The following is a 23,495-nucleotide window of genomic DNA, read 5'->3' on the forward strand; positions in this document are numbered from 1 at the left end:
CGTTATGGGAGTGGGTCGTAGCCGCGCAGCCAGGAGTCCCAGTAGAAACTGGGCAGGATGTTGACGTCCATGATCCAGTTCATCCGGCTCTCGACGGGTGCGGAGATGCTCTCCTCGTAATCGAACTCGGCGACCATGGCCTTGCCCTTCTTCGTCAGCAGCGGACAGGCAGCGTAGCCCTTGTACGTCGCCGTCTGCCGTTTGTCCTCCATATGGGCGGTGAGGTTGTCGAGGACGACGTGGGCCTGCTTGCGTGCCGCGGCGGCCGTCTTGGCGTTCGGTGTGCTACAGCCATCACCGAGTGCGAAGACGTCTTCGTACTCGACGTGCTGGAGAGTATGTTCGTCGACGGCGACGTATTCGCCGTCGTTTTCCTTGTCGGCTTCAGTCAGCGGCGAGTTGTCGGTGAGCGCCGGCTGCCCGTACTGCGGCGGCACAGGCGCATAGAGGTCGTACTCCTGTGTGTCTCCCTCTTCGGAGTGGATGACCTGTGCTTCGTGGTCGATCTCGTCGACCGTGAAGTTCAGTTTGGCCTCGATATCGCGGTCGGCCCAGATTTCCTCGAGTTTCTCGCGGTAGGGCGAGACGCCGAAGACGGCGTCGCTGCCCTTTGTCATGACGACATCGACGTCGTCGCGGATGCCCTGTCGCCGGAAGTAATCTTCCGCGAGCATCGTCATCTTCAGCGGCGCGCCGCCGCACTTGATCGACGTATCGGGGACCGAGACGACGAAGGTGCCGCCGTCGAAGTCCTTGAGCGCGTCTCGCAGCTCCATCGCGGCATCGAAGTGATAGAACGGGTAGACGGAGTCGGTCTCCTCCCAGCCCTCGAGCATGCCGGGCGTCGTCTCGGGTGCAAGTCGGTGGCCCAGCGCGACGACGAGGTAGTCGTACGACAGTTCACCGTCCTCGAGTGCGACGGTCTTCGCGTCGGGATCGACACCTGTTACGGCGGAGTGCACGAACTCGATGCCGTCACGGAGGAGCCCACGGATATCACGGAATTGATCTTCGGGCTCCATATACTCGAACGGGAGCAGATAGAACGAGGGTTGGTAGGCGTGTTCTGTACTCTTGTCCACGATGCTGATCTCCGCGTCGGAGCGGTCCAATCGACGGCGAAGCATGTTGGCGGTCATCGTGCCGCCGACGCCAGCACCAAGCACGACTATATGGTCCATAGACACCTAGCCTTTAGACGTATACTACCTGAATGCTGAGGTACCTGAAATAATAGTTGGGAATATTCTCCCATACTGAGAGTTCCAGAAAAAATTGCTGGGAAGTGCCAGTCACACGCCGGTCGGCTTTCGACTGTCGCGCTGGATAGCGGCCAACGGCGTGCCGGCTCGAGCGATCCGTCGTGAGACACTCGGTTCACAACCCGTAATTATTGCTTGGTTTCGTCGATGCCATCGATGACCCATCGAAAACGGACTGGAATGCGGTCAACACGCTCACAGACGGGCGAAGCACGGCGATACGGCGGCGATCGCTCGCTGCGAACACGACGACTCGCTCTCCGGCCGCCGCCAGGAATTGCACAGGGTCGGTCATGGCCGTTAGCTACAATCCTCTCCGGAACCGCAGGCCGTGTTGTGCGTCAATCGATACTAACGACGGCAACAGGGCACCTCGGGGACCCGTCGTGCGATCATGTCTGCAGTGGCTGGCGGTGGAGACACTCGAGTATAGCGGCTGACGGATGAATGGCAGGACAGCGGTTACAGGTCGCTCGAATCGCAGGTTTCGACCGGGACATCGACGAGGTTCCCCCACTCGGACCACGAGCCATCGTAGTTTGCGACGTTCGGATAGCCGAGCAGTTCCGAGAGCGCAAACCAGACCAGGGCCGAGCGTTCGCCGACGTTACAGTAGACGAGGATCTCGTCGTCTTCGGTAATTCCAGCCTCGGCAAACGGTCGCTCGAGGACCTGCTGGTGCTCGAATCGGCCACACTCTCGGACAACGCTCTCCCACTCGATATTTACCGTTCGAGGAATGTGTCCGCTTGCACGCGCGGGTGCGTCGGCCTCGCCACAGTACTCCTCGGGCGACCGGACGTCGATGATGGAGACGTCCTCCGAGAGCGCGCTCTGGACGTCCTGTCGGTACGCGCGGATGTGGTCGTTCGGCGGCTGCGTCTCGTACTCGACGGGAGTGACCGTCGGTGTCGTCTTCGTCGTCGGATAGTTGTTCTCGGTCCAGTAGTATTTGCCCCCGTTGAGCAACCGGACGTCCCGATGACGGTAGTACTTGAGCGTCCAGTAGACGAACGCCGCAAACTCGTTGTAGCCGTTGCTGTAGAGGACGACCGTGCTGTCGGGCGTAATCCCACGCTCACCCAGAATCTTCTCGAGCCGGTCGGCGCTAGGAATCGTCCGCGTGCCGGCATCGAGGAAGTCAGCCCGTGGATCGAGTTTGATAGCGCCCGGGACGTGGCCCTCCTCGTACTCGGTCGAAATCTCGACCAGTCGAAGGTCGGGATCGTCCGTTTTGAACGCTTCGAGCCGCTTGTGGGCACTGTCCGGCTCAACGAGGACTTGCTCGGGATAGCCAGTGCGGTCGTTTCCGATCGACCGGTGGCTAATACTGTAACAGGTCTGTCGCCCGTCGTGAAGTGCCGGTGCGGCCTCGATCAGGTTTTCGTCCTCGAGTTGCGTGAGTCCGTACCGGGCTGTCCGCGAGCAGAGAAGCGTCTCCTCCGTGATCTGTTTGAGCGTCATCGACCCCTCCCGTGACAGTGTCTTATAAATGAATTTCGAGCTCGGCGGGAGATCCATCAGCGCCTCCTCGATATCTGAGGTTTGCATTGTCCCTACAATATCAGTAGCGGCTTGCGCGTAAAGACGCTATTGGTATATTTGTCTGTAGTGTCAGCTTTGGGTCCGGTCCCGGTGTATACGCCCCTAGTTTCGGGCAAAGTTGCGGAAATTATGTGGGGTACCTCCGCAATTCGCTCATATCCCCGATATTTGAGGGAAATTATTCTCCCCGCTCAAACCGTTTTACGTGGGCTCTATATACAATACAGTGACGATGGTCGAGACAATCACGGCTGAAGCGTTGCGAGATATGATCGACGCCGACGAGGACTTCGTCCTCTTCGATACCAGATCGCCCGAGAGTTTCGCGGACTGGCATATTGCTGGTGCCGAGAACGTCGAGTACTCCGGGAGTGACGACGAGCTCGTCGGCGAGTTCGACGAAGACGCTCTCGACGCGGATGATACCGTCGTGACGATCTGTGCGACGGGTCGCTCCGCGAACTGTTTCGCGAACTACCTCGAGGAAGAAGGATACGTCGACGAGGTCAAGACCGTCGAGAACGGCATGGAGGCCTGGAGTATGGTCTACGACGTCGTGCCGATCGCCACGGAAAACGACGATGTCGTCATCGTACAGCTCCAGCGCCGCTCGAAGGGTTGCCTGGGCTATCTCGTCGGCTCGAAACGCGCCGGCGAAGCCGCACTCGTCGACGTCACCCGCGCCACCGACGAGTTCCTCGAGGCCGCGAACGAACGCGGTCTCGAAGTGACCCACGTCCTGGACACGCACATCCACGCCGACCACATCTCGCGTGGTCGACAGCTCGCCGACAAGCTCGGCGTGCCATACCACCTCGGCGCACCCGCCGAGACCCGGGACCCGCAGTTCGAGTTCGACCCCATCGAGCCCAACGACGTCGTCGAACTCGGCGATGTCGAGATCAAGGCCGTTCATACGCCGGGCCACACGACGGGAATGACCTCCTATCTCGTCGACAACGAGGCGCTGCTGACCGGTGACACGCTGTTCGTCGAATCCATCGGCCGCACCGAACTCCAGTTCGCGGACAAGGACGCCCGCGACGGCGCTCGCGTCCAGTACGAGACGCTCCACAACGTCATCATGACCGAGCCCAACGACGTCAAGATCCTGCCGGGGCACTTCTCGGTCACCAACGACGGCGAGTACATCGACGTGACGCCTGGCCAGCCGATGTTCTCGACCGTCGGCTACCTCTGGGAGAACAACGAGATCCTCCGCATGGAAGAAGACGACTTCGTCGAGCACATGTTCGAGAACCTGCCGTCGAAGCCGCCGAACTACGAGCAGGTCATCGCGACCAACGCCGGCGAGTACGAACCCGAAGACGAAGACGAAGAAACCGAACTCGAGCTCGGGCCGAACCGCTGTGCCGCTACGTCGGATAGCGCCGTCGCCGACGACTGAGCAACGAGTCCCTGTCCCATAATGTCTGGAATCGAATCCCTCTCTGGGAACGCGCAAGCAGTCGCCCTCGTCGGTCTCGTATTACTCGAGGCGATCGTCCTCTACGTCGGGTACGGCAGCCTCGAACAGCTCCTCGGTGAGTACGTCGTCGGGCTGTTACGAGGTGACTAGCGATGGAACTGTTCGGAATGAGCGTCCTCCTCATCGGGATGTTTACCGGGTTCGGCCTGCTCATCGGGATCCTCTTTGGATTCTTCGGGATGGGCGGGTCGTTCCTGGTGACGCCTGCACTGCTGGTGATGGGGTACGACGCGAACGTGGCGGTCGGATCCGGTCTGGCGTTCGTCTTCGGGACCTCCGTGATCGCGACGCTCAAACACCGTGACCTCGGGCAGGTCGACTACAAACTCGGCATCCTGATGATCGCCGGCACCACTGCCGGCATCGAAGTCGGCAAGATTGGCCTCGAGCACTTACAAGAGCTCGGGCTGGCCGGGTCGGTGGTCAGCGTCGCGTACGTCCTGCTGCTGGGTGGGATCGGCGTCTTCGTCACCTACGAAGCGCTGAAAGGCAGCGGTGGCGGCCTAGAACACGACGTCGACGAGGACGCCGATCTCGAGGACGAGGAGATCCCCGAGATCGCCCAGAAGATCCAGTCGTACAACGTGCCGCCGATGATCTCGATCCGCGGCGGCTTCCGGGTCTCGCTGTGGATGGTGCTGCTGGTGGCCTTTGCGACGGGGGTGCTGTCAGGGTTCCTCGGCGTCGGCGGCGGATTCATTCGCATGCCCGCGCTGTTCTACCTGATCGGCGTACCTGTCCCGGTCGCAGTCGGGACCGACCTGTTCGAGATCGTCTTCTCGGGTGGGATCGGTAGCTTCCTCTACGCCCAGTCCGGCGCCGTCGACCTGAGCATCGTCGCGCCGCTGCTGGCCGGCAGCGCCCTCGGCGCCCGCGTCGGCGCCGCCGCGACCAACCTCGTCAACGAAGAAGACATCAAGGTCTACTTCGGCGTCATGCTGTTGCTCGGCGCCATCGCCGTCGCGGTCCGCGAACTCGGCGGTGTCCTGGGAATGCCCGTCCTCGACGTTGTGAGCTTGGCGATCATCCTCGGCGCGGCGCTGCTCGTCAGCGGGGCCGTCGTCTACAGCAGTATCACCATGCTCCGCGAGAACGCGGGTACCCCACCATCAGCCGCCGACTAACACCGAGCGCCAAACACCCTACGACACTTACTCCACCGTACCTAGCTGCCTGCGGTTAGACTGGACACCGCTCGCGCAGCCGTTCGACGGCACGGCCGAGACGGGCCGACGCGGACCGAAAGTACTGTCGTCCCGTTTGCGCGCGCTGTGAGAGTGTAAACCGGACTCCGTCGTACGTATTGCCCAGTAGATTCCCGAAGTAGATCGCACGGACGAACGCGAGGATATCCGCGGCCGTCTCCCGGCCATACGCCTCTCGCAACCCAGTCAGTGCCTCTTGATCCGGGTTCTCGTCCGTCTCTGCGTACCGCTGGGCAAACACGAGTGCGGGCTGCTCGTCGTCGTCGACGGCCGACCCGACGTCGTTCTCGAGGATCTTCGCGATCGTCTCCTGATCCATCCCGGTCTCGCGTGCGAGATCGGTGTGGTATCGGGTACAGTACTGGCACTCGTTGACTGCCGTGACCGCGAGCATGATCTTCTCTGCGAACTGATCAGTAACTCTGTCGGCTCGTCTGGCACGAACGAGTCGCGGGATATTATGTACGAACCGAGCAATACCAAGCGGCAGTGTTCGGATCGTGAACGTTTTCTTCTGAAATTCGTCGGCGGTGTCTTCCGGCTCTGTCATCTCCAGAGATGTTCCTACGGCGTTCTAAAGGCAGTTTCGATCGGCCGAAGCGATTGGTGATGGCCAGTTGAACGATCAGCCACCGGCTCACACAGAAACTATCTTGTGTGGTATTCACAACTCTAATTGATGGTCGGATCTCGAGTTACGGTTCTATGCTGTGGTCTGACACAAACGTCGTTCCAGCGACGTGCTCCCGTTCAGACCTGGCCGCTCTCGGTCACTCCTCGCGCGACTCGAGGGCCGGCGGCTCGCTGTCACGCCGCGAGTCGAGAAACGCCTCCTCTTCGTCGGAGAGGTCGCGGTCGCGAAACTCCTCGAGACCGGCCTGATAGCGCTCGTCGTCGGGCCAGTCGCCGTCAGTCGGCGTCGGATGCTTGAGGATTAGTTCGGCGATTCCCGTCGTTTCGCCGGTGTAGCCGAAGCCGGTCCGGTAGAGTGCCTCGTAGGCGAAGGGATTGTTGACGGCGATTCGAAGCCGCTCGTAGCCGCGCTCGAGGGCACGGTTGCGGACCTCTCGGCAGAGGCTGGGACCGATGCCCTCGCCGCGGCGGTCACGGTCGACGGTCACGTAGCGCAGCCACAGCGTGTCCGCGTCGGTTCGATCCTCGTTGAACGCAACTGCCGCGACGATCTCGTCGTCCGCTGACCGCGCCACTGCCTTGCCGGTGTTCGTCATGACGAACTTGCCAGCGTAGCTGAACCGTTCGTAATCGAGCCGAAGCGTGGGGCCGTCGGGCGGCCAGCCGAGCAGGTCGTACTCCACGGGCTGTATTGGAACGCAGCCTACTACAATCCACGGAGTTTGCACTCTTTTTCGGAGTATGTTCCCAGTGGCGACGATGCTGTCGCTCGCGATAATGCTCGCAGCAGGAATGCGCGGACCGGGATTTGAACCCGGGCCATGAGCTTGGAAGGCTCAGGTCCTACCACTAGACCATCCGCGCGCATTCCCCGATTTTCGTTCCACGTTTAAGGCTCTTCCTTTTCCGATCCGTCGCCCGCCAGCGATTCCCGTCGTCCGCCAGCCGATCGCCGACCGAAAAACGGCGTCTCGGTCCCCGTCCGAGTCCGGCTACGGTGTCTGCCCCGCACCTGCCACCGTCGCATAACAGTTCCCGCTCGAGACTTCCCACTCGAGCACCTCGAGGTCGCTGTCTGCCAGATCCGTTTCGAACTCGTCGGGCGCGTAGATGTGGTAGAAACGATCGACCGTCTCGCCACCGGGTAGCGTCCACTCGACCGTCGTGTCGAAACCCTCGGTCTCGTCGAACCGGTCGTGGGCGGTCGACCACGCGCTGACGAGCGCGCGGCCGTCGGGGGACAGTACCCGCGCGAGTTCGTCGAGACTTGCCCGGCGGGCGCGTCGGGTCGGCAGGTGATGCAGCGTCGCGACGTAGACCGCGACGTCGACGGTGTCGCCCGCCAGCGGCAGTGCGGCCGCGTCGCCCTGGACCAGTGCGACGTCGAAGTCGCGCTCGAGCGCGCGTTCCCGGCCCGTCTCGAGCAATCCGCGGCTGACGTCGAGTCCGACAACGGACTCGAGGTCGGCTGCGAGCAGTTCGGCGTGGCGGCAGTTGCCACAGCCGAGATCGAGACCGACGCCGGCGGTGCCGCGGTCGGTCGCATAGGTGTCGACGAAGGCTTCGACTTCGGGCCAGGCGTACTCCCGCGTCGAGGCGAAGTGGGTCGCGATTCGGTCGTAGGTGTCACGCACCTCGGCGCGGCGGGTGCGCTCGTCGTCTCGACGGTCACGGTTCTGATCCCCGGCCATCGGTCGGGTTTCGTCGGGGAACCCGCAAAAAGCGTTCGCAACCCGCGCCAAGACGGAGCCGCTATGCTGTGATGGGGTGGCAGGTCGAATCGACATTCTCTGGCGAGAATGTGGACCTGTGACGGGGCTCGAGAAATTCGAGGGGTTTATCTATACCCGACGGGAACTGTGGAATGCGTACGAGGGCTCGTAGATCAGGGGTAGATCACTCCCTTGGCATGGGAGAGGCCCCGGGTTCAAATCCCGGCGAGTCCACTTCGATTTCTTCGCTGTGATCAGGGTTCGCTACCGCATGGTGCGGATGGATTCGTCACTTTGGGCTACGAACGACTCCAAAAGAGGCTTCAGCAGAAACCCAGGTGCGGGTTAGGCCTGCTGGCGGTTTGCTGAGGGAACCGAGGTAGTGTGATTCAGCTCTGGAACGGCGTCGATCGACGCGCAGAATTCGAGGAACACACGCAGCGTTGCAAGCTGCCCGCGACGTGTAACGACGTTTACGTTCTGCTATCACCACACGCGGGAATGGTGACGATCACGGCCGGTGAGCTCGTCGATCTCGTCGCGTATCGGTTATCTCCACGGCAAGTGTCCACCTGTAGCGAGCGTCGAGCAGTCGTCAACCGACTGTGATACGGCAACCCGTGCCACATTACCAGCATTTTATCACCTTTTGATACAGTATGATGAATCGCCCCGAGAATCTGACGCAGTCGATTCCTGCAGGCATCACTGCTCAATTTCGGGGTGACATGCGTACACCCACCCATAGACCCGTAAGCCGGTCCGACACCGGCTTTCCAGGGGGACGCTGGTTACGTTCATACGCAACGACTCACCGCTCGTACTTCCACCTCTCCGAGTGCAGACTGTCCGTCAGCGAGTCGCGACGTCCTCGAGCGCTCACTGCTCGACAAACGTGACCTGGGCAGTGGCTACGGCGCCCACTCGAGGACGTTCAAAACTGTCAGTTCGCCCGCTTTATCGCTCGCTCCGCCTGAGAACGGCGCGGCTCGAGTTCGGTTCGAAACGGCACTCGACAGGTTCCACACCGAATACGCAGAACAGCGCTGTGATGACGACGATCGTCCGGTGTGACAATTGTTCCGTAACCGCGGACTATTAACGGGTCCATCCAGTACATGTGCACATGGCTAACGTACGTGTCGCTGGAACAGGGTTGACGCCGTTCGGGAACAGTCCCGAGCGGACCGGACGGGACCTCTTCGCCGAAGCGAGCATCGAGGCCTTCGAGGACAGCGATGTGCCTCGAGACGACGTCGAGGGCGTCCTCTACGGCAACTTCATGGGTGAAATCGCCGAACACCAGGGCCATCAGGGGCCACTGATGGCCGAAGCCGCGGGTGTCCAGGCACCCGCGACGCGGTTCGAGTCCGCGTGTGCCTCGAGCGGCGCTGCGGTCCGCGAAGCGGTCAAACGGATCCGAACCGGCGAGAACGACGTGCTCCTCGTCGGCGGCGCAGAGCGGATGACGAATCTCGGCACCGCGGGCGCGACGGAGGCGCTTGCGATCGCCGCGGACGACCTCTGGGAGGTGCGCGCTGGAACGACCTTCCCCGGCGCGTACGCGCTGATGGCCCAGGCTTACTTCGACGCGTTCGGCGGCGACCGCGAGGACCTGGCCCACATCGCCGTCAAGAACCACGCCAACGCACTGGACAACGAGAAGGCCCAGTACCAGCGTGCGATCGAGGTCGACGACGTTCTCGAGGCCCCGCCGGTCTCGGAGCCGCTCGGTCTCTACGACGCCTGTCCGATCTCAGACGGTGCATCCGCACTCGTGCTCACCAGCGAGGACTACGCCGCCGAGCACGACCTCGAGGCTCCCGTCGCGATCACGGGCACCGGTCAGGGCGGCGATCGGATGGCACTCCACGACCGGGAACACCTCGCGCGCTCGCCGGCCGCCCGCGAAGCCGCCGGGGAAGCCTACGTCGACGCCGACATCGACGCCGGCGACGTGGACGTCGCGGAGGTCCACGACTGCTTTACGATCGCCGAAGTGCTGGCGCTCGAGGCGCTCGATCTCGAGCCGATCGGTGAGGGGATCTCGGCAGCCCGCGACGGGCGAACGACCGCAGACGGCGAGTTGCCGGTCAACCTCTCGGGCGGGCTGAAAGCCAAGGGGCACCCGGTTGGCGCGACCGGGGCGTCCCAGATCGCCGAGATCACGATGCTACTCGCGGGCACGCATCCGAACAGCGACCACGTCGCGGATGCGACGACCGGCATCACCCACAACGCGGGTGGCACGGTTGCGAGTGCGATGGTGCACGTCCTGGAGGTGGTCGCATGAACGAACGAAGTGACGTGAGTGCGATGACGCCAGCGCGCACGCTGGAGGTGGTTGCATGAACGAACGAAGTGACGTGAGTGCGATGACGCCAGCGCGCACGCTGGAGGTGGTTGCATGAACGATCCCGACGATGTCGCGGATGCCGGCTTCGACGAGTGGCTCGACGCCGCCGAAACCGGCGACGCCTACTGTCTCGAGTGTGCCAACGGCCACGGCTCCCTGCCGCCGCGGCGGGTCTGTCCCGACTGTGGCGCGACCGATCTCGAGCGGGTTGACCTGCCGGAAACCGGTGAGATCGAGACGTTCACCATCACGCACGTTCCGACACCGGCCTTCGAGCAGGATGCCCCCTACGCGACGGCGATCGCGAACTTCGGTCCCGTCCGAATTACGGGCCAGGTCGTCGGCGTCGATCCCGCGGCCGTCGACACCGGACTCGAAGTCGAACTCGAGATCACGGTCTCCGAGACGACCGGCGAGCGCGTGATCGGATTCCGGCCAGTATAGGCTGCCCCGCCGCTTTTGACGGCCGGATACGAACACTGACAGGTATTTTAGGTGGGAAACCCCGCGGGAATCGACACGATCTGCTTCGTCACGGACGAGAGCCCGCAGGGGTCTCCGCGTGGTAGCCCAGTGCATCTACAACGTCGCCATTCCGAGCAGCCCGACCCCCACTGCCGGCCGACCCGTGTTGCTATCCGGACACAGGTGTTGGATCTGACATGGCTGTTCGCCGTAGGATGCGTCTCGTGGTCGCCACTAGTGGAGGATAACCGAGAGCCAGCGTCGCTACCGTCTCTCGAGCACACCCCGAGGGAAATCAATCGTTTGCGTCGACGGGTGCAAGTTCCGCGCGCAGATACTCGACGAATTCGGCGGGATGTTCGGCATGGGGCAACTGCGTCGCGTAGTCGATGACGACCAGATCGAGTGCGGCTGCCTCCGCGAGGTCGCGGCCGTCCCGAAGCGGCACGAGGCCCGCATCGCGGCCCCAGACGAGCGTGGTCGGCGTCTCGAGGGCGGCCAGTTCGGTCGCGAGGTCGAAGTCGGGATCGAGGGTCCCTGCGGCGAAGGAAGCGGGGGCGTATCGTGCGCCAGGCTGGTGGGCGCTGTCCCAGGCGTACTGGACCTCCTCGGGATCGATCCGGTCGGCGTCGTAGTAGCCGTCACGGTTGTAGAAGTAGCGGATCGACGGTTTGCTCGCCAGCAGGTTATAGAGCGTCGTGCCGACGATCGGCGTCCGAAGCAGGGTTCGGACCCACGGCCGCTCGGGTGCCGTCTCGTCGGTCGGACAGATCAACACCAGCCGCTCGAAGTCGGTCTCGTCGGCGGCGTCGACCGCGAACGCGCCGGTCAACGATGAGGCGACGACGATCGGTGTGTCGGTGACGTCGGCCGCGAAGTCGCGGACGAACTCGGCGTAGAGCGACGACGAGTAGACCAGCGGCGGCCGTTCCGAGCGACCGAAGCCGGGGAGGTCGACCGCGTAGACGTGATAGTCCTCTGCCAGTCGCTCGACGATTGGTGCGAACTCGTGGCTGCTCGCGCCCGCGTAGATTCCATGGCACAAGAGCATGTCCGGATCGGTCGGATCGCCGGCGACGGTGTAGGTCGTCTCGATCCCCCGCCAGCGATAGGTGCGTTCGATGCCGACCAGCGGGTTTGCGAGGTCGCCGGCGCGCCGTTTCAGGAGGCGATTCCCGAGGACGGCCCCACCGATGGTTCCGAGAGTTGCACCGAGGACTGTTCGGGCTTTCATACGGACGTGTAGGAAGGCAACGGCCTTAGGCCTCGGGTTCGGGGACACCGTCTGCCTGCAAAAACCGGTCCCGCTGTCACCGAGCGTGCCCGAATCGCTGTGGTCGCTCGGCTCGAGTCTATAGTAACAACTGAAACGATTCACACACCGATCGCATAGCCCTCGTGCGATCGGGTGTACAGTGACGTTCAGTGGCTACTATAGGACTACTCGTTCGCGTCGTCCGTGTCGGTCGCCATGTTCTCGACGCAGGCCTCGACGGGTGCGAGCACGTCGGTCGCGATCGTGTAGGGATCGGTCTCACCCTGTCGGACGCCCTCGGCGAGGTCGTCGATCCCGCCGCTGTCGGCGAGTTCGTCCTCGAGTAAAGCGTGGACGTCCTCGCGCAGCAGCGTCCGGATCTCTTCGGCGTAGCGCTGGCGGACCTTCTCGGCGTGGGTTCCGGAGTCGACGAGGTAGGACCGGTGGTTCGCGAGCTCGTCGATGAAGGTGTCGACGCCGGTTCCCTTCGTGGCAATCGTTTCGACGATCGGCGGGGTCCAGCTGTCGGCGTCGTCCTCGGCACTGTCCTCGTCGGCATCGCCCCAACTCGAGCCGTCGCCACCCATCGCACCGACGCCGTGGTGGCCACCGCTGCCAGCGGGGCCGCTTTCCTCGCCGAGGTGGACCATCTCACGTAGTTCCTGGACGGTCCGATCCGCGCCCTCGCGGTCGGCCTTGTTGACGACGAAGACATCGGCGATCTCCAAGATTCCGGCTTTCAGCGTCTGGATGTCGTCGCCCGAGCCCGGCGGGACGAGCACGGCCACGGTGTCGGCGGTCCGGACGATGTCGATCTCGTTTTGGCCGGCGCCGACGGTCTCGATGATGATCTTGTCCTTGCCGAAGGCGTCCATCGCCTTGACGGCGTCTGCCGTCGCCGTCGAGAGCCCGCCGAGAGTGCCGCGGGCGCTCATCGACCGGACGAAGACGTCCATGTCGCCGACGGTCGACGCCATCCGGATGCGGTCGCCCAGCACGGCGCCGCCGGTAAACGGCGAGGAAGGATCGATCGCGATGACGCCGACTGTTTCGCCGCGGTCGCGGTAGGCCTCGGCGAGCTTGTCGACCAGCGTCGACTTACCCGCGCCCGGCGAGCCGGTGATGCCGATCACGTCGGCGTTGCCGGTGTGAGCGTACAGCTCCGAGACGAGGTCGCGATAGCCCGGCGACCGGTTCTCGATCTTCGAGATGACCCGAGCGAGTGCGCGGTGTTCACCCGCAAGCAGGTCCTCGAGCAGCGCCTGATCGTCGGGATCCATCGTCATCGCTCCGGCGCGTTCTCGCGGACGAACTCGATGGTCTCCTCGATCGAGGTCCCGGGGCCGAAGATCGCCGCGACGCCCTCGTCTTTGAGTCCCTCGCGGTCCTCGTCGGGGATGACGCCGCCGGCGAGGACGAGCGTGTCATCTTTCGCGCCGTACTCCTCGAGTCCGTTCATGATCTTGGGGACGAGCGTGTCGTGGGCACCCGAGAGGATGGAGATGCCGAGGACGTCGACGTCTTCCTGGACGGCCGCCTGAACGATTTCCTCGGGGGATTTGTGCAGTCCGGAATAGATGACCTCGAAGCCGGCGTCACGGAACGCGCGTGCGATGACGTGTGCCCCGCGGTCGTGACCGTCGAGGCCGACTTTGGCGACGAGACACCGAATCGACTCCGCTTCCTGTTCGCTGCTCATACCATCCTCTTTCCGAGCCCACTGTTTGACTTTAACGGAAAATTGTTTCCATCCGCCGGCCCAGCGACGAGGTTCCGGCCGCGTGCGAATCAGCGATCATTGATCGGCTGGTCGTTGACACTCTGACTGTCATGTCTCCCAAAACTGGACCGAACCAAAGGCTAAAGAGCGAAACGACCGAACATTCCAGTAATGACTATCGTTCGTCTGCTGCGGAGGGATCTATCGTGGGTGTCGAGATAAAGGAAACCAGGGTGACCGACGCCGAGTTCGAGGAGATGAAAGGATTCGTCTTCGAGTATCTCGCAGCCAGCGTCGAGAAAGAAGACGAAGGCGGGCGGATGCGCTGGTACCCGTGGCACTCCGCCGAGTACCGCCACAACCACATCCTCAACGTGGTCGACCTCGCGACGGAAATCGCCGACGGCGAGGGCGCAGACATCGACGTCACCCGCGTCGCCGCCCTCTTTCACGACGTCGCCAAACTCGAGACCGACCAGGAACTCCACGCCGAGGCCGGCGCTCGCGTCGCCCGTGAGTACCTCGAGTCCCACGGCGAGTATCCCGACTCGTTCATCCAGCAGGTGTGTCGCGCCATCGAACACCACTCCTATCAGGGCGATCTGACCGACCTCCCGCTCGAGACCCAGTGTCTCATCGAGGCCGACTTACTCGACAAGGTCGGCGCGAACGGCACCGCCCTCATGTTGTTACGGATGGGCTATGAGGCCCGCACGCACATGGACAGCGACGAGATGGTCGAGCGCGTCTTAGAGCGCGGCTACGACGCCGCTTCGCGGGTCCAGAGCGACACCGCAGAGAGCATCGCCCACCAGCGCCTGAAACGCGTCAAGTGGTTCAGCGAGTGGCTCGAAGACGAGATCGCGGCGCTGGGCGAGTAACCGTCGCTCGTCGACGGGATCGGCCAGCCGAGACGGGATTCTTCCGAGACGAAAGCGTTCGGAGCAGCGACTGGTGCGGTCGCCGCGTCAGTTGTAGCTGAGGCACCGAATTCAATCGCTCATACGACCCCGAGTCCCATCGCGAGAAAGAGTAGGCCAAACCCGACGAGGACGACGGCGCTCAGCGCGGCGACGGCGGGTGCAAAGGCGTCGATGCGGCGGCCCGCCGCGACCAGCGCCGCCGGATAGGCGACGATCCAGCACGCGATGCCGGCGAAGAAGCCGACCAACAGCGCCGGCGATCCCGTCTGAACGACCAGTGATCCCGCGAGCGCGCTCCCAACCGCCGGGGCGTGTGCGAGGACGTCGAGCGTCCCGGGCTCGAGCAGGCCGACGCCGACGGTGAGCCAGAAGCTGATCTGGTAGGGGTTGGTCAGCGAGAGTGCGAAGGTCTTGCGAAATCCCGAGGTGGCGGCTTCGGCGGCGTCGGTAAACGACGTGGCGGCTCTGGCCTCGTCGATCGCGCCGACGGCGAAGTACAACATGAGACAGCCGCCGGCGACGTACAGCGCGGGGCGAAGCCCCGACAGGCGGTCGATGATGGCGACGACGCCGGCCAGCGTGAGGACGAAAAAGACCGCGTCCGCGAGCATGGCTCCGAGGCCGGCCCGGAAGCCGGCTACCCAGCCGCGGACGACGCTCTCCTCGGCGATGATGGCGTTCATGGGCCCTGGTGGGGCTGCCAGCGCGAGTCCGAAGACGACGCCAGCCAGTGCAGTGACGATGAGCGAAGCCATGCGTCTCGGTCGCGAGTGGGTGATACAGCGCCAAAAGCGCAGCGAACGCCCTGGGCCGATCGCAGTTCCGATCGACTGGCCGTTCGGACGTCGTGAACGGCGGTACACACCGGTCGTGTACCCACAGCTACGAGGCCAATGCGCGGGTTACGCAGGACGTGGCTCGTCCGGTGGGCAGCAGTAGATGTCGGTCGACCGAACGCGATGAACATTAATTTCATCGTGTAGTTCGACTCGCAAACCAGTGACTGCTTACTCACTGACGCCGATACACTCCCGTATGGCGACCCATCGGTGTCGATCGCGTTCCACCTGGACAGTGAGACTGCCATGAGACGCAGAGAGATCGTGGCCGGAATCGGCAGTATCGGCGCCCTCGCCGGCGCAGGAGGCCTCCTCCTGGGGGACGTTCCATCGTTCGGAGGCGACACCGCCGACGCGGACGACGGCGGTGACGACGATGGGCCGGTCACCGTCGAGACGATCGACGCGCGGGGAAGCGACGCCGGGACGCTGTCCGTCCCCAACGGCGACGTCATGATCGTCGAACTCTTCGTCACGGGGTGTGGCAACTGCCAGGCCCAGATGCCAAACCTCGCCGAGGCACACGCGCGACTCGCCCCAGACCATGGCGACGAGCTGACGTTTCTGGGGGCAACCTACCAGTCAGCCGAGAGCAAGCCGCCGGCCGAGCTTCGAGACTGGTGGCGCGGCCACGGCGGGAACTGGCCCGTCGGCTACGATCCGACGGGTGATATCGCGTCCCAGTACGGCATCGTCGGCTACCCCGTGACCGTCGTTATCGATGGGGATGGCGAGAAACGCTGGGAAAAGCTCGGCATCACGTCGCCGGCAGAGATCGTCGACGCAGTCGAGCCGGTCCTCGAAACGAGCGGCGACGGGGATACGAACGCGTCGACCGGCACAAACGAATCGGAATCCGCCTGAACGGCGGTCCAGGATAGCACGTTCCGGGCAAGCGATCCAGCCCACAGTGTTCGCGGACAGCTACCGTTCTGCCGAGCCGTTGCCGAGTCCAGTGAGGAGGCCAGTGATCGACTCCGTCCAGGACGACTGGTCGACGCTGAACGCAGTGAATCCGGATGCATCGCCCAGGCAGAGCCGGCCGCTCGCGGCGACGATCGCCGACTCGTCGACTGCAGCCGTCGTGTCCGGCGTGTACTCCCACCACCGGGACCCGTCGGCAGTCGAGAGTGCGTGCAGCCGCCCATCGGCAGTCCCCAGGCAGACGGTGTCGGCGAGGACGACCGGCGCGGTCACCGGCCGGCCGAGGGGTTCTCGCCAGCGTTCACTCCCAGTACCCGCATCGATCGCGTAGACACTGCCGTCGTCGCTGGCGACGTAGACCGTTCCATCCGAGACCGCTGGCGACACCGAGAGCCGACCGCCGGTCTCGAAGCGGAACTCCTGTGAGCCGTCGGCGGCAGTCAGCACGCACAGCGTATCGCCACACCTCACGAAGACGCTCCCGTCCGCGACCGCCGCCGGGCCACGGGCCGTTCCCTCGAGTTCGATACCCGTCTCCCAGCGCCGGTCCCCATCGGCGGCCGCGAACGCGGCGACGAACTCGTTACAGGTGACGTAGACGACGCCGTCGGCGACGGCGAGCCCGGCGATTCGACCATCGACTGGCTCCGTCCAGACCGACTGGCCGGTTTCGACGTCGATCGCGGTGAGTGCGTCGCCGCCGACGTAGACCGTCCCATCGGCGACGATCGGCGGTGTTTGGACTGACTCGTCCAGCGCGTGTCGCCAGACGCGGTCGCCAGTGTCGGCCTCGAGCGCGGCGACCGTGGTGTCACCGCTCACGTAGACGGTGTCGTCGACGACTGTGGGCGTCGCCTCGATCGCGTCCAGCTCGACGCGCCAGCGCTCGGTCCCGTCCACAATCGACAGCGCGGCTACGGCGCTTCCGTCGGCGACAAAGACGGTGTCGCCGACCAGCGCCGGTGGGGTCGTGACTTCGCCGTCGGTCTCGACGTGCCACTGGGCCGTCGGTCGGGCGCCGAGTGGGTCGCCGTCCGCGACGGCGTTGGTTCCCGCCGGCCCTGCACCCGCCATCGGCCAGTCGCGATCGGTGTCGGCCTCGCTGTCGCGGACGTACTCGAGTCGCTCCGTCGCGGTCGTCGCCGCGCCCGACACGCCGGGAACCGGGTCGGCAGTGAGTGGTCGAACGGCCGAAAGCGCGTCGACGGCATCGACGGCCGTCAGAGTCCGGAGCGCGCAGGTCCGAACGCGACCGTCGGGATCGGCGAGCCGTGGACGCAGGTCGGCGGTGATTCGATCGCCGTCCCCCTCGAGTGCGGACGTGAGTTCGGCGACGTCGGCCAGCGCGGCCCCAGCTGTGGCACGGACGTCGGCGTCGGAATCCGACAGTGCCCCGAGCAGGTCGTCGGTTACCGCGTCGAACCCGTCGGGATCGTCGTCGGCCATCGACGCCAGCGTTCGTCCGGCGGTGACACGCACGACCGGGTTCTCGACGTCGAGGGCGGCCACGATCTTCGAGAGGCCCGTCTGGCGCAACTGCTCTGACCTTTCGGCGAGGACCGACAGCGCGAGGACGGCCAGTCCAGCAACCCACGGCTCGTCGTCGAGCCGCCGCGCCATTTCGGAGAGTTGCGCGTCGATCTCGTCGGTGTGAGTCGGCGCCGTGGTGCCACTGACGAACGAGGCAGCCGCGTGCAGCCGGTCGTCGGAGCCGTCGATCGCGTCGCCGATCGCAGTGGCGCTATCTCGACCCGTTACCGCGAGGATACCGAGCGCGAGTGCCGCGTATCCGCGGATCGCCTCGTCGTCGGTCTCGAGCAACGCGACGAGTCGCTCCCGCGCGGCCGCCGCGTCGTCGGGTGCAGCGGCCGCCAGCCGAGCAACCTCGCCGGCGATCGATTCCCGATCCGTCTCGGCTGCCTCGAGTTCGTCACACAGCAATTCGGTGACCGGCTGTCCATCGGTCTCTGCGATAGCCGTCGCCAGCGCGCGCTCGAGGCCGCGTCGTTCGCGGCCATCCGCCGCTCGCAGCCGCTCGGAAAGCGGCGTCGCCGCGGCGATCAGTTGGGGGTTCATCCGGGCAACGTCGGGAAGCGCCGTCGCGACAGCCGCCGCGCGTTCGTCGCCGGCCGACAGGACCGTCGTGAGTGCCTCGAGCGGTGTCGGCTCGGTCTCGAAATCGGATCCGAGCAGTGTCTCGAGCGTGTCCAGCGTCGCAGCGCGGACGGCCGGCGTCGGCTCGACGAGCAGGTCACAGACCGCACCGACGGCGGCCTCGGTCTCGGCACCGCTCTCGAGGCCGAGGACGGAAAGCGCCTCGCAGGCGGCGACGCGACGCCGCTGGGCGTCGGCGTCGGTTTCCGCGACGGCAAGTGCGACCGTCGGCCGGCAGTCCGCGTCCGGATCGGCGGCGACCGTCGCGAGCGTCCGGTGGGCCGTCTCGCGGACGCTCCGATCGTCGTCGTCGAGCGCGTCGAACAGTCCCGATAGCGCCGGTCGGATCGCATCGGGAGAGGTCGTCGCGATCCGCTCGAGCGCCAGCGCCGCGGTGTGGCGGACGTCTGCGTCGTCGTCCGACAACCGCTCGCCGAGCGCATCGACGGCCACGCGAGCCTCCTGGGGTGTTTCGGAAGCGACCGTCACCAGATCGCGAGCCGCCCCGAGCCGGACCGACGCGCGTTCGTGGTCGAGTCGCCGACACAGCGATCGAACCGCCGGATGGGGGTCGCCGGTCCACGACGTGGCGATCGTCGCCAACCGACTGGCGGCGTAGCCGCGGATCCACTCGTCGTCGTCCTCGAGTCCCTCGATCAGCGCCGGGACGTCGCCGGCGTCGCCGGCGTCCTCGCGAGCGATCGCACCCAGCGCCACGGCCGCTCGATGACGGACCGGCTCGTGTGAATCGACGAGACGCTCGGCGAGTGCCGGCGCGACGGGGCGGACGGCGGCCGCGTCGGTCGTCGCAACGGCGGCAATCGCACGGACGGCCTCGAGTCGGACGTCGTCGTCGTCGATCTCGAGAGCGCTGGCGAGATCGGCGACGACAGGCACAACGGCCCCGGGAGCCACGTCGGCCACGGCAGCGATGGTCCTCACGGCGTGGTCCCGAATCGGCGGGTCGTCGCGAGTCACGCGGCGGGCGAGGGGCTCGACGGCAGGGGTGACCGCGTCGGGCTGGGCTGTGGCAACCGTCGACAGCGTCGCGGCCGCGTCGACCCGGACGGCCTCGAGCTCGTCCGCGAGCCGATCGACGAGCGCGTCGACAGCCGGGACGACCGCGTCGGGGTCGTACTCGGCGACATCTCGAAGCGCGCCGACGGTTTTCGTTCTGACGACGGCCTCGTCGTCGAGACTTGCAGCCAGCGCGTCGACGATCTCGCTGACCGGTTCGGGGCGGGCCGCCGCGACGGCCGCGATCGCCGTCGCGGAGTCGACGCGGACGGACTCGCGCTCGTCGGTCAGCCCTGCCACGAGGGCGTCGACTGATGATGCGACCGCGACCGGCCGCTCGATCGCGATCGCGTGCAGCGCCCGTGTCGCGTGCTCCCGGACGGCCGGCTCGTCCTCGAGGCGATCGACGAGTCGATCACGGGTCTCGAGGGCGGCGTCGGGATCGACCTCGGCGACGGCTGCGAGGATCGCCGTCACGTTTTCCCTGACTGAGCGGACGTCATTGTCGATCGCTGTTGCGATCTCGTCGGTGATCGGCACGACGGCCTCGGGCTCGGCTGCGGCGATCGCGGCGAGGGCGTCCGTCACCCGGACTCGAACGCGTCGCTCGTCATCGGTGACGGCGGCCGCAAGATCGGGCGTCGCGTCGACGACGGCAGCGGGCTCGTCGGCTGCAATCGACGCGAGCGCGTCGGCGACGTCCGTTCGAATCGCGGGCGAACCGTCGAGCCACTCGAGCAGCGCCGGCACGGAATCCCGTGTCGCTGCCGGATAGTCTGCCGCGACGGCCGACAGCGCCGCGGCTGCGTGGGTTCTGATCGCCGGCTCGTCCTCGAAACAGTCGGTCAGCGACGCCACCGCCGATCGCACGTCCGCCGGCCGATCGGACGCCTCCTCGGCCAGCGTGCGGGCTGCGTACTCCCTGACATCTGGGTCGTCCGCCGTCAGAAAGGTCTCGAGTTGGTCGATACCGAGGGTAACTTCGAGCCCCTCGTCGGTCGTGATCTCGTTGTGGCGTGACATAGTCCGTCCCGTAACATGTGCGATCGCGAACGACGCGATCTGATCGAGAACGATACGTATACACACACGCAGTTAATGGTATACCCGGCACAGTCAGATAGACACGACGGTCGGCTGGTCCGTCTCGTCAGTCGACAGTGACTGTCCGGCAGTTCGACCGGCGGATCTCGAATCGAGCCTCCGTACCGACTCGGTCCTCGACGGACGGCTTCCTGTGGGCGTCTGCCAGGTCGAAAAACGGGTGTCACGCTAGGCTTTCGCCTGCCAGCTTCGGACGCGGTCGGCGCTGACGCCGTCGACGTCCTCGGCGACTGCGTCGGGATCGGCCGCGGTCAGGTCATCGAGATCCTCGATCCCCGCGTCGGCGAGTTTCTCGACGGTCTTGGCACCGATTCCGTCGAGCGACTCGAGATCGGAGCCCGACTCGCTCTCGCGGGCCTGAAACTCCTGGTAGTTGCAGATCGGACAACCCAGTTCCCAGGGCTCGTCGCCGCTGTGGACGACGAGTTCGGGCAGGTCGTGTTCGTCACAATACTCGTCGGTGACTTCGATCTCGCCGCGGCGGGGCAGCGGCAGCGAGTACTCACAGTCGGGATATCGCGTACAGCCAACGAGCCGCGAGCCGCTCTGTAGTGTTTTAATCGCTAACTCGCCGCCATGTTCGTCACCGCACTCTGGACAGTCACCGATGATCGGTCCCTCGCCGGCGTCTTCGGCCTTGCAGAGCGGACAGCCGTGGACGAACGTCTGCCGGCCGGCGAGCATCTTGACGTGATGGAGGTCGTGTTCGTCGCAGGTCTCCTCCATGATCAACGGCTTGCCCGTCGACGGCAGCGGCAGCGTGAACTCACAGTCGGGGTAGCCGTCACAGCCGACGAAATAGGAGCCGTGACGGCTCCGGCGCACGAGCAGGTCCTCGCCACACTCGGGACACGGCCCCAGCCGCTTGTCGTCTTTCAGGGACTTGCGAAGCTGGTCGCCGATCTCGTCGCGTGACTCCGCGAGGTTCGCGAAGATCTCCTCGAGCATCTCCCGGGATTCGTCAGTGACGTCGTCGAGGGTCGCTTCACCCGAGGCAATGGCGTCCATGTCGGCCTCGAGCTGGGCGGTCATCTCCTCGCTGACGACGCGGTCGGCGTAGTCCTCGGCGGCCTCGACGACGGCCATCGCGAGTCGCGTCGGCCGCGGCGGGTCACCTTCGACGTAACCTCGGTCGTACAGTTTCTCGAGGATGTCGTGGCGGGTCGATTTCGTCCCGATCCCCAGGTCCTCCATGGTCTCGATGAGCCGCGACTGGCCGTATCGGCGGGGTGGCTGGGTCTGTTTCTCCTCGAGTTCGACGTCGGACAGCGCCAGCTGCTCGCCTTCGTCGACGTCGGGGACGTAGTTTTCGCTCGTGCTGAAGTAGGGGTAGACGTCGTGGTAGCCGGGCTCGACGAGGCGCTTGCCGTTGGCCTTGAGCCGGTAGTCGTCGACCTCGGCGACGACCTTGAGGTGTTCCCAGACCGCGGCGTCGGCGACGGTCGCGAAAAAGCGCCGGACGACGAGTTCGAAGATCTCCCACTCGTCGTCCGAGATATCGCCACGAGACGGAATCTCGCCCGTCGGGTGGATCGGCGGGTGGTCGGTCGTCTCCTCGTCGCCCTCCGTCGGGGTGATCTCGTCGGCCTCGAGCAGCGACTCGGCCGACTCACCGAGCGTCGAGTGGCCGACGAAGTCGTCGAGCAGCTCTTCGGGATCTAAGTCGTCGGGGTAGACGGTGTTGTCCGTCCGTGGGTAGGTGATGTAGCCGGCGGTATAGAGGTCCTCGGCGATCGACATCGCGCGCTTGGCCGAGTAGCCGAGTGCGCTGGCTGCACGGATGAACTGTGTCGTGTTGAACGGCGTCGGCGGCGTGTCAGTCCGCGTTCGTCGGTTGACGTCGACGACTGTTGCGGTGTCACGCTCGGCAAGGGTTTCGTAGACCTCGTCGGCGATGGCCTCCTCCCAGACGCGTTCGGCCTCGTTGCCGTCCTCGTCGCGGTAGAAGTACTGGGCCTCGAAGGTCGTGTCGTCTTTGGCGAGATCGGCGAACAGCTCCCAGTAGTCCTCGGGATCGAACGCCTCGATCTCACGCTCGCGGTCGACGATCAGCTTGAGCGTCGGCGACTGCACCCGGCCCACGGAGATGAAGTCCTCGCCGAGTTGGCCCGCCGACAGGGAGAGAAAGCGCGTGAGCGCGGCCCCCCAGATCAGATCAATGATCTGACGGGCCTCGCCGGCGGCTGCCAGATCGAAGTCGAGGTCGTCGGGCTCGTCGAAGGCGTTTTGCACCTCGTTTTCAGTGATCGAGGAGAACCGCACCCGGCGAATGGGAACGTCCTCGTCGACATCGCGGACGATGTCGTAGGCCTCCTTGCCGATCAGCTCCCCCTCGCGGTCGTAGTCGGTCGCGATCGTTACGCGTTCGGCACGGCGGGCCAGCAGCCGCAACGTCGCCACGATGTTTTCTTTCGTCGGTGTCTTCTCGACGCTGGCGTCGATCAACTCGACGGGCTCGACGTCTCGCCAGTCGGAGTACTCCGGCGGGAAGTCCACGCCGACGACGTGGCCCGACAGCCCCACACAGCGCTTGCCGCCCCACTCGTAGACGTTCACCCCGTTCTCGCGACTCGAGTCGTAGGTTCCCCCGCTTAAGATGTCGGCGATCCGGCGGGCTGCGTTGTCCTTCTCGGTGATGATCAGTTCCACCGCGGACCACCCCCGGGTCCTCGAGCGTCCGGTCGCCGTCGTCGCGGACGAGTATCGGTCATCGTCGCTCGGTACGATTGAGCGTCTGATAACGCTTTCGCCAAAACCAGCCGACAGCGCGGGTGTGCGTGCGGCTACGTGTCGCGTGGGCGCGTGCGTCGAGCACCACCCGATGATGTCTCGGTTCGACCGTCATCTCGACCCATGGGATATGGTGCCGACTCGCTTATCTTTGCTCGAGGT

18 protein-coding genes and 2 tRNA genes are annotated in these 23,495 nt (G+C 64.9%); 8 read left to right on the forward strand and 12 right to left on the reverse strand.

Translation table 11 applies throughout. The annotated features are described in order from the left end of the window. Window positions 1–2: 2 nt before the first annotated feature. Together ACFR99_RS10260 and ACFR99_RS10265 are read right to left on the reverse strand one after the other, a co-directional pair. Window positions 3–1,181 (reverse strand): NAD(P)/FAD-dependent oxidoreductase, encoded by a 1,179-nt coding sequence (locus tag ACFR99_RS10260; RefSeq protein ID WP_390286957.1) that lies wholly within the window; start codon window positions 1,179–1,181, stop codon window positions 3–5. Window positions 1,182–1,724: 543 nt separating this feature from the next. After that, entirely contained in the window at window positions 1,725–2,813 is a 1,089-nt protein-coding gene (locus tag ACFR99_RS10265; protein WP_390286959.1) for a sulfurtransferase, read from the reverse strand. 226 nt (window positions 2,814–3,039) lie between these two features. Between ACFR99_RS10265 and ACFR99_RS10270 the strand changes: the two genes are divergently transcribed. From ACFR99_RS10270 to ACFR99_RS10280, 3 genes are read left to right on the forward strand one after another with little or no spacing between them, the layout of a single operon-like run. Beyond that, entirely contained in the window at window positions 3,040–4,215 is a 1,176-nt protein-coding gene (locus ACFR99_RS10270; RefSeq protein ID WP_390286960.1) for an MBL fold metallo-hydrolase, read from the forward strand. 21 nt (window positions 4,216–4,236) lie between these two features. Then, a complete protein-coding gene (locus ACFR99_RS10275) occupies window positions 4,237–4,386 on the forward strand; it encodes a DUF7512 family protein (protein ID WP_390286962.1) in 150 nt (49 codons plus the stop codon). Window positions 4,387–4,388: 2 nt separating this feature from the next. Then, on the forward strand, window positions 4,389–5,420 hold the full coding sequence (locus ACFR99_RS10280) for a sulfite exporter TauE/SafE family protein (protein WP_390286964.1): 1,032 nt from the start codon (window positions 4,389–4,391) through the stop codon (window positions 5,418–5,420). A gap of 55 nt (window positions 5,421–5,475) precedes the next feature. Here the strand turns inward: ACFR99_RS10280 and ACFR99_RS10285 are convergent, their stop codons facing one another. The 4 genes from ACFR99_RS10285 to ACFR99_RS10300 form a co-directional block, all read right to left on the reverse strand. After that, window positions 5,476–6,051: a carboxymuconolactone decarboxylase family protein gene (locus tag ACFR99_RS10285; RefSeq protein WP_390286965.1), complete on the reverse strand. Its 576-nt coding sequence runs from the start codon at window positions 6,049–6,051 to the stop codon at window positions 5,476–5,478. A gap of 220 nt (window positions 6,052–6,271) precedes the next feature. Next, window positions 6,272–6,817, reverse strand: a complete 546-nt coding sequence (locus ACFR99_RS10290) for a GNAT family N-acetyltransferase (RefSeq protein ID WP_390286966.1) — start codon at window positions 6,815–6,817, stop codon at window positions 6,272–6,274. 110 nt (window positions 6,818–6,927) lie between these two features. Beyond that, a tRNA-Gly gene (locus tag ACFR99_RS10295) sits at window positions 6,928–6,998 on the reverse strand. Window positions 6,999–7,126: 128 nt separating this feature from the next. Continuing rightward, window positions 7,127–7,825 (reverse strand): class I SAM-dependent methyltransferase, encoded by a 699-nt coding sequence (locus tag ACFR99_RS10300; protein WP_390286967.1) that lies wholly within the window; start codon window positions 7,823–7,825, stop codon window positions 7,127–7,129. A gap of 183 nt (window positions 7,826–8,008) precedes the next feature. Here ACFR99_RS10300 and ACFR99_RS10305 point away from each other — a divergent pair. The 3 genes from ACFR99_RS10305 (at window position 8,009) to ACFR99_RS10315 (ending at window position 10,646) form a co-directional block, all read left to right on the forward strand. Continuing rightward, a tRNA-Ala gene (locus ACFR99_RS10305) sits at window positions 8,009–8,080 on the forward strand. A gap of 892 nt (window positions 8,081–8,972) precedes the next feature. Beyond that, window positions 8,973–10,139 carry a thiolase C-terminal domain-containing protein gene (locus ACFR99_RS10310; protein WP_390286969.1) on the forward strand — a complete coding sequence of 389 codons (1,167 nt, stop codon included), beginning with the start codon at window positions 8,973–8,975 and terminating at the stop codon, window positions 10,137–10,139. Between the two features lie 114 nt (window positions 10,140–10,253). Then, window positions 10,254–10,646 (forward strand): Zn-ribbon domain-containing OB-fold protein, encoded by a 393-nt coding sequence (locus tag ACFR99_RS10315; RefSeq protein ID WP_390286971.1) that lies wholly within the window; start codon window positions 10,254–10,256, stop codon window positions 10,644–10,646. Between the two features lie 316 nt (window positions 10,647–10,962). Here ACFR99_RS10315 and ACFR99_RS10320 read toward each other — a convergent pair whose 3' ends face one another. The 3 genes from ACFR99_RS10320 to ACFR99_RS10330 form a co-directional block, all read right to left on the reverse strand. Next, window positions 10,963–11,901 carry an alpha/beta fold hydrolase gene (locus ACFR99_RS10320; RefSeq protein ID WP_390286973.1) on the reverse strand — a complete coding sequence of 313 codons (939 nt, stop codon included), beginning with the start codon at window positions 11,899–11,901 and terminating at the stop codon, window positions 10,963–10,965. A 206-nt stretch (window positions 11,902–12,107) separates the two neighbouring features. Then, window positions 12,108–13,202 (reverse strand): methylmalonyl Co-A mutase-associated GTPase MeaB, encoded by a 1,095-nt coding sequence (gene meaB, locus ACFR99_RS10325; RefSeq protein ID WP_390286975.1) that lies wholly within the window; start codon window positions 13,200–13,202, stop codon window positions 12,108–12,110. A 2-nt stretch (window positions 13,203–13,204) separates the two neighbouring features. Continuing rightward, the gene (locus tag ACFR99_RS10330) at window positions 13,205–13,621 is read right to left on the reverse strand and encodes a cobalamin B12-binding domain-containing protein (protein ID WP_390286977.1); all 417 of its coding nucleotides are present in this window, start codon (window positions 13,619–13,621) and stop codon (window positions 13,205–13,207) included. A gap of 227 nt (window positions 13,622–13,848) precedes the next feature. On the opposite strand from ACFR99_RS10330, the gene ACFR99_RS10335 reads away from it, so the two are divergent. After that, window positions 13,849–14,523, forward strand: a complete 675-nt coding sequence (locus ACFR99_RS10335; protein ID WP_390286979.1) for an HD domain-containing protein — start codon at window positions 13,849–13,851, stop codon at window positions 14,521–14,523. 119 nt (window positions 14,524–14,642) lie between these two features. Here the strand turns inward: ACFR99_RS10335 and ACFR99_RS10340 are convergent, their stop codons facing one another. Continuing rightward, window positions 14,643–15,320 carry a LysE family translocator gene (locus tag ACFR99_RS10340; protein ID WP_390286981.1) on the reverse strand — a complete coding sequence of 226 codons (678 nt, stop codon included), beginning with the start codon at window positions 15,318–15,320 and terminating at the stop codon, window positions 14,643–14,645. Between the two features lie 330 nt (window positions 15,321–15,650). Here ACFR99_RS10340 and ACFR99_RS10345 point away from each other — a divergent pair, with 330 nt between their 5' ends. Then, the gene (locus ACFR99_RS10345) at window positions 15,651–16,268 is read left to right on the forward strand and encodes a TlpA family protein disulfide reductase (protein ID WP_390286983.1); all 618 of its coding nucleotides are present in this window, start codon (window positions 15,651–15,653) and stop codon (window positions 16,266–16,268) included. A 60-nt stretch (window positions 16,269–16,328) separates the two neighbouring features. Here ACFR99_RS10345 and ACFR99_RS10350 read toward each other — a convergent pair whose 3' ends face one another. Together ACFR99_RS10350 and ACFR99_RS10355 are read right to left on the reverse strand one after the other, a co-directional pair. Then, window positions 16,329–20,522, reverse strand: coding sequence for an outer membrane protein assembly factor BamB family protein (locus tag ACFR99_RS10350; protein ID WP_390286985.1), 4,194 nt, complete (start codon window positions 20,520–20,522; stop codon window positions 16,329–16,331). A 249-nt stretch (window positions 20,523–20,771) separates the two neighbouring features. Then, window positions 20,772–23,252 (reverse strand): DNA topoisomerase I, encoded by a 2,481-nt coding sequence (locus ACFR99_RS10355; RefSeq protein WP_390286987.1) that lies wholly within the window; start codon window positions 23,250–23,252, stop codon window positions 20,772–20,774. Window positions 23,253–23,495: the final 243 nt, after the last annotated feature.

It is taken from the genome of Haloarchaeobius amylolyticus, from assembly GCF_042678045.1.
Taxonomy (GTDB): domain Archaea; phylum Halobacteriota; class Halobacteria; order Halobacteriales; family Natrialbaceae; genus Natrinema; species Natrinema amylolyticus_A.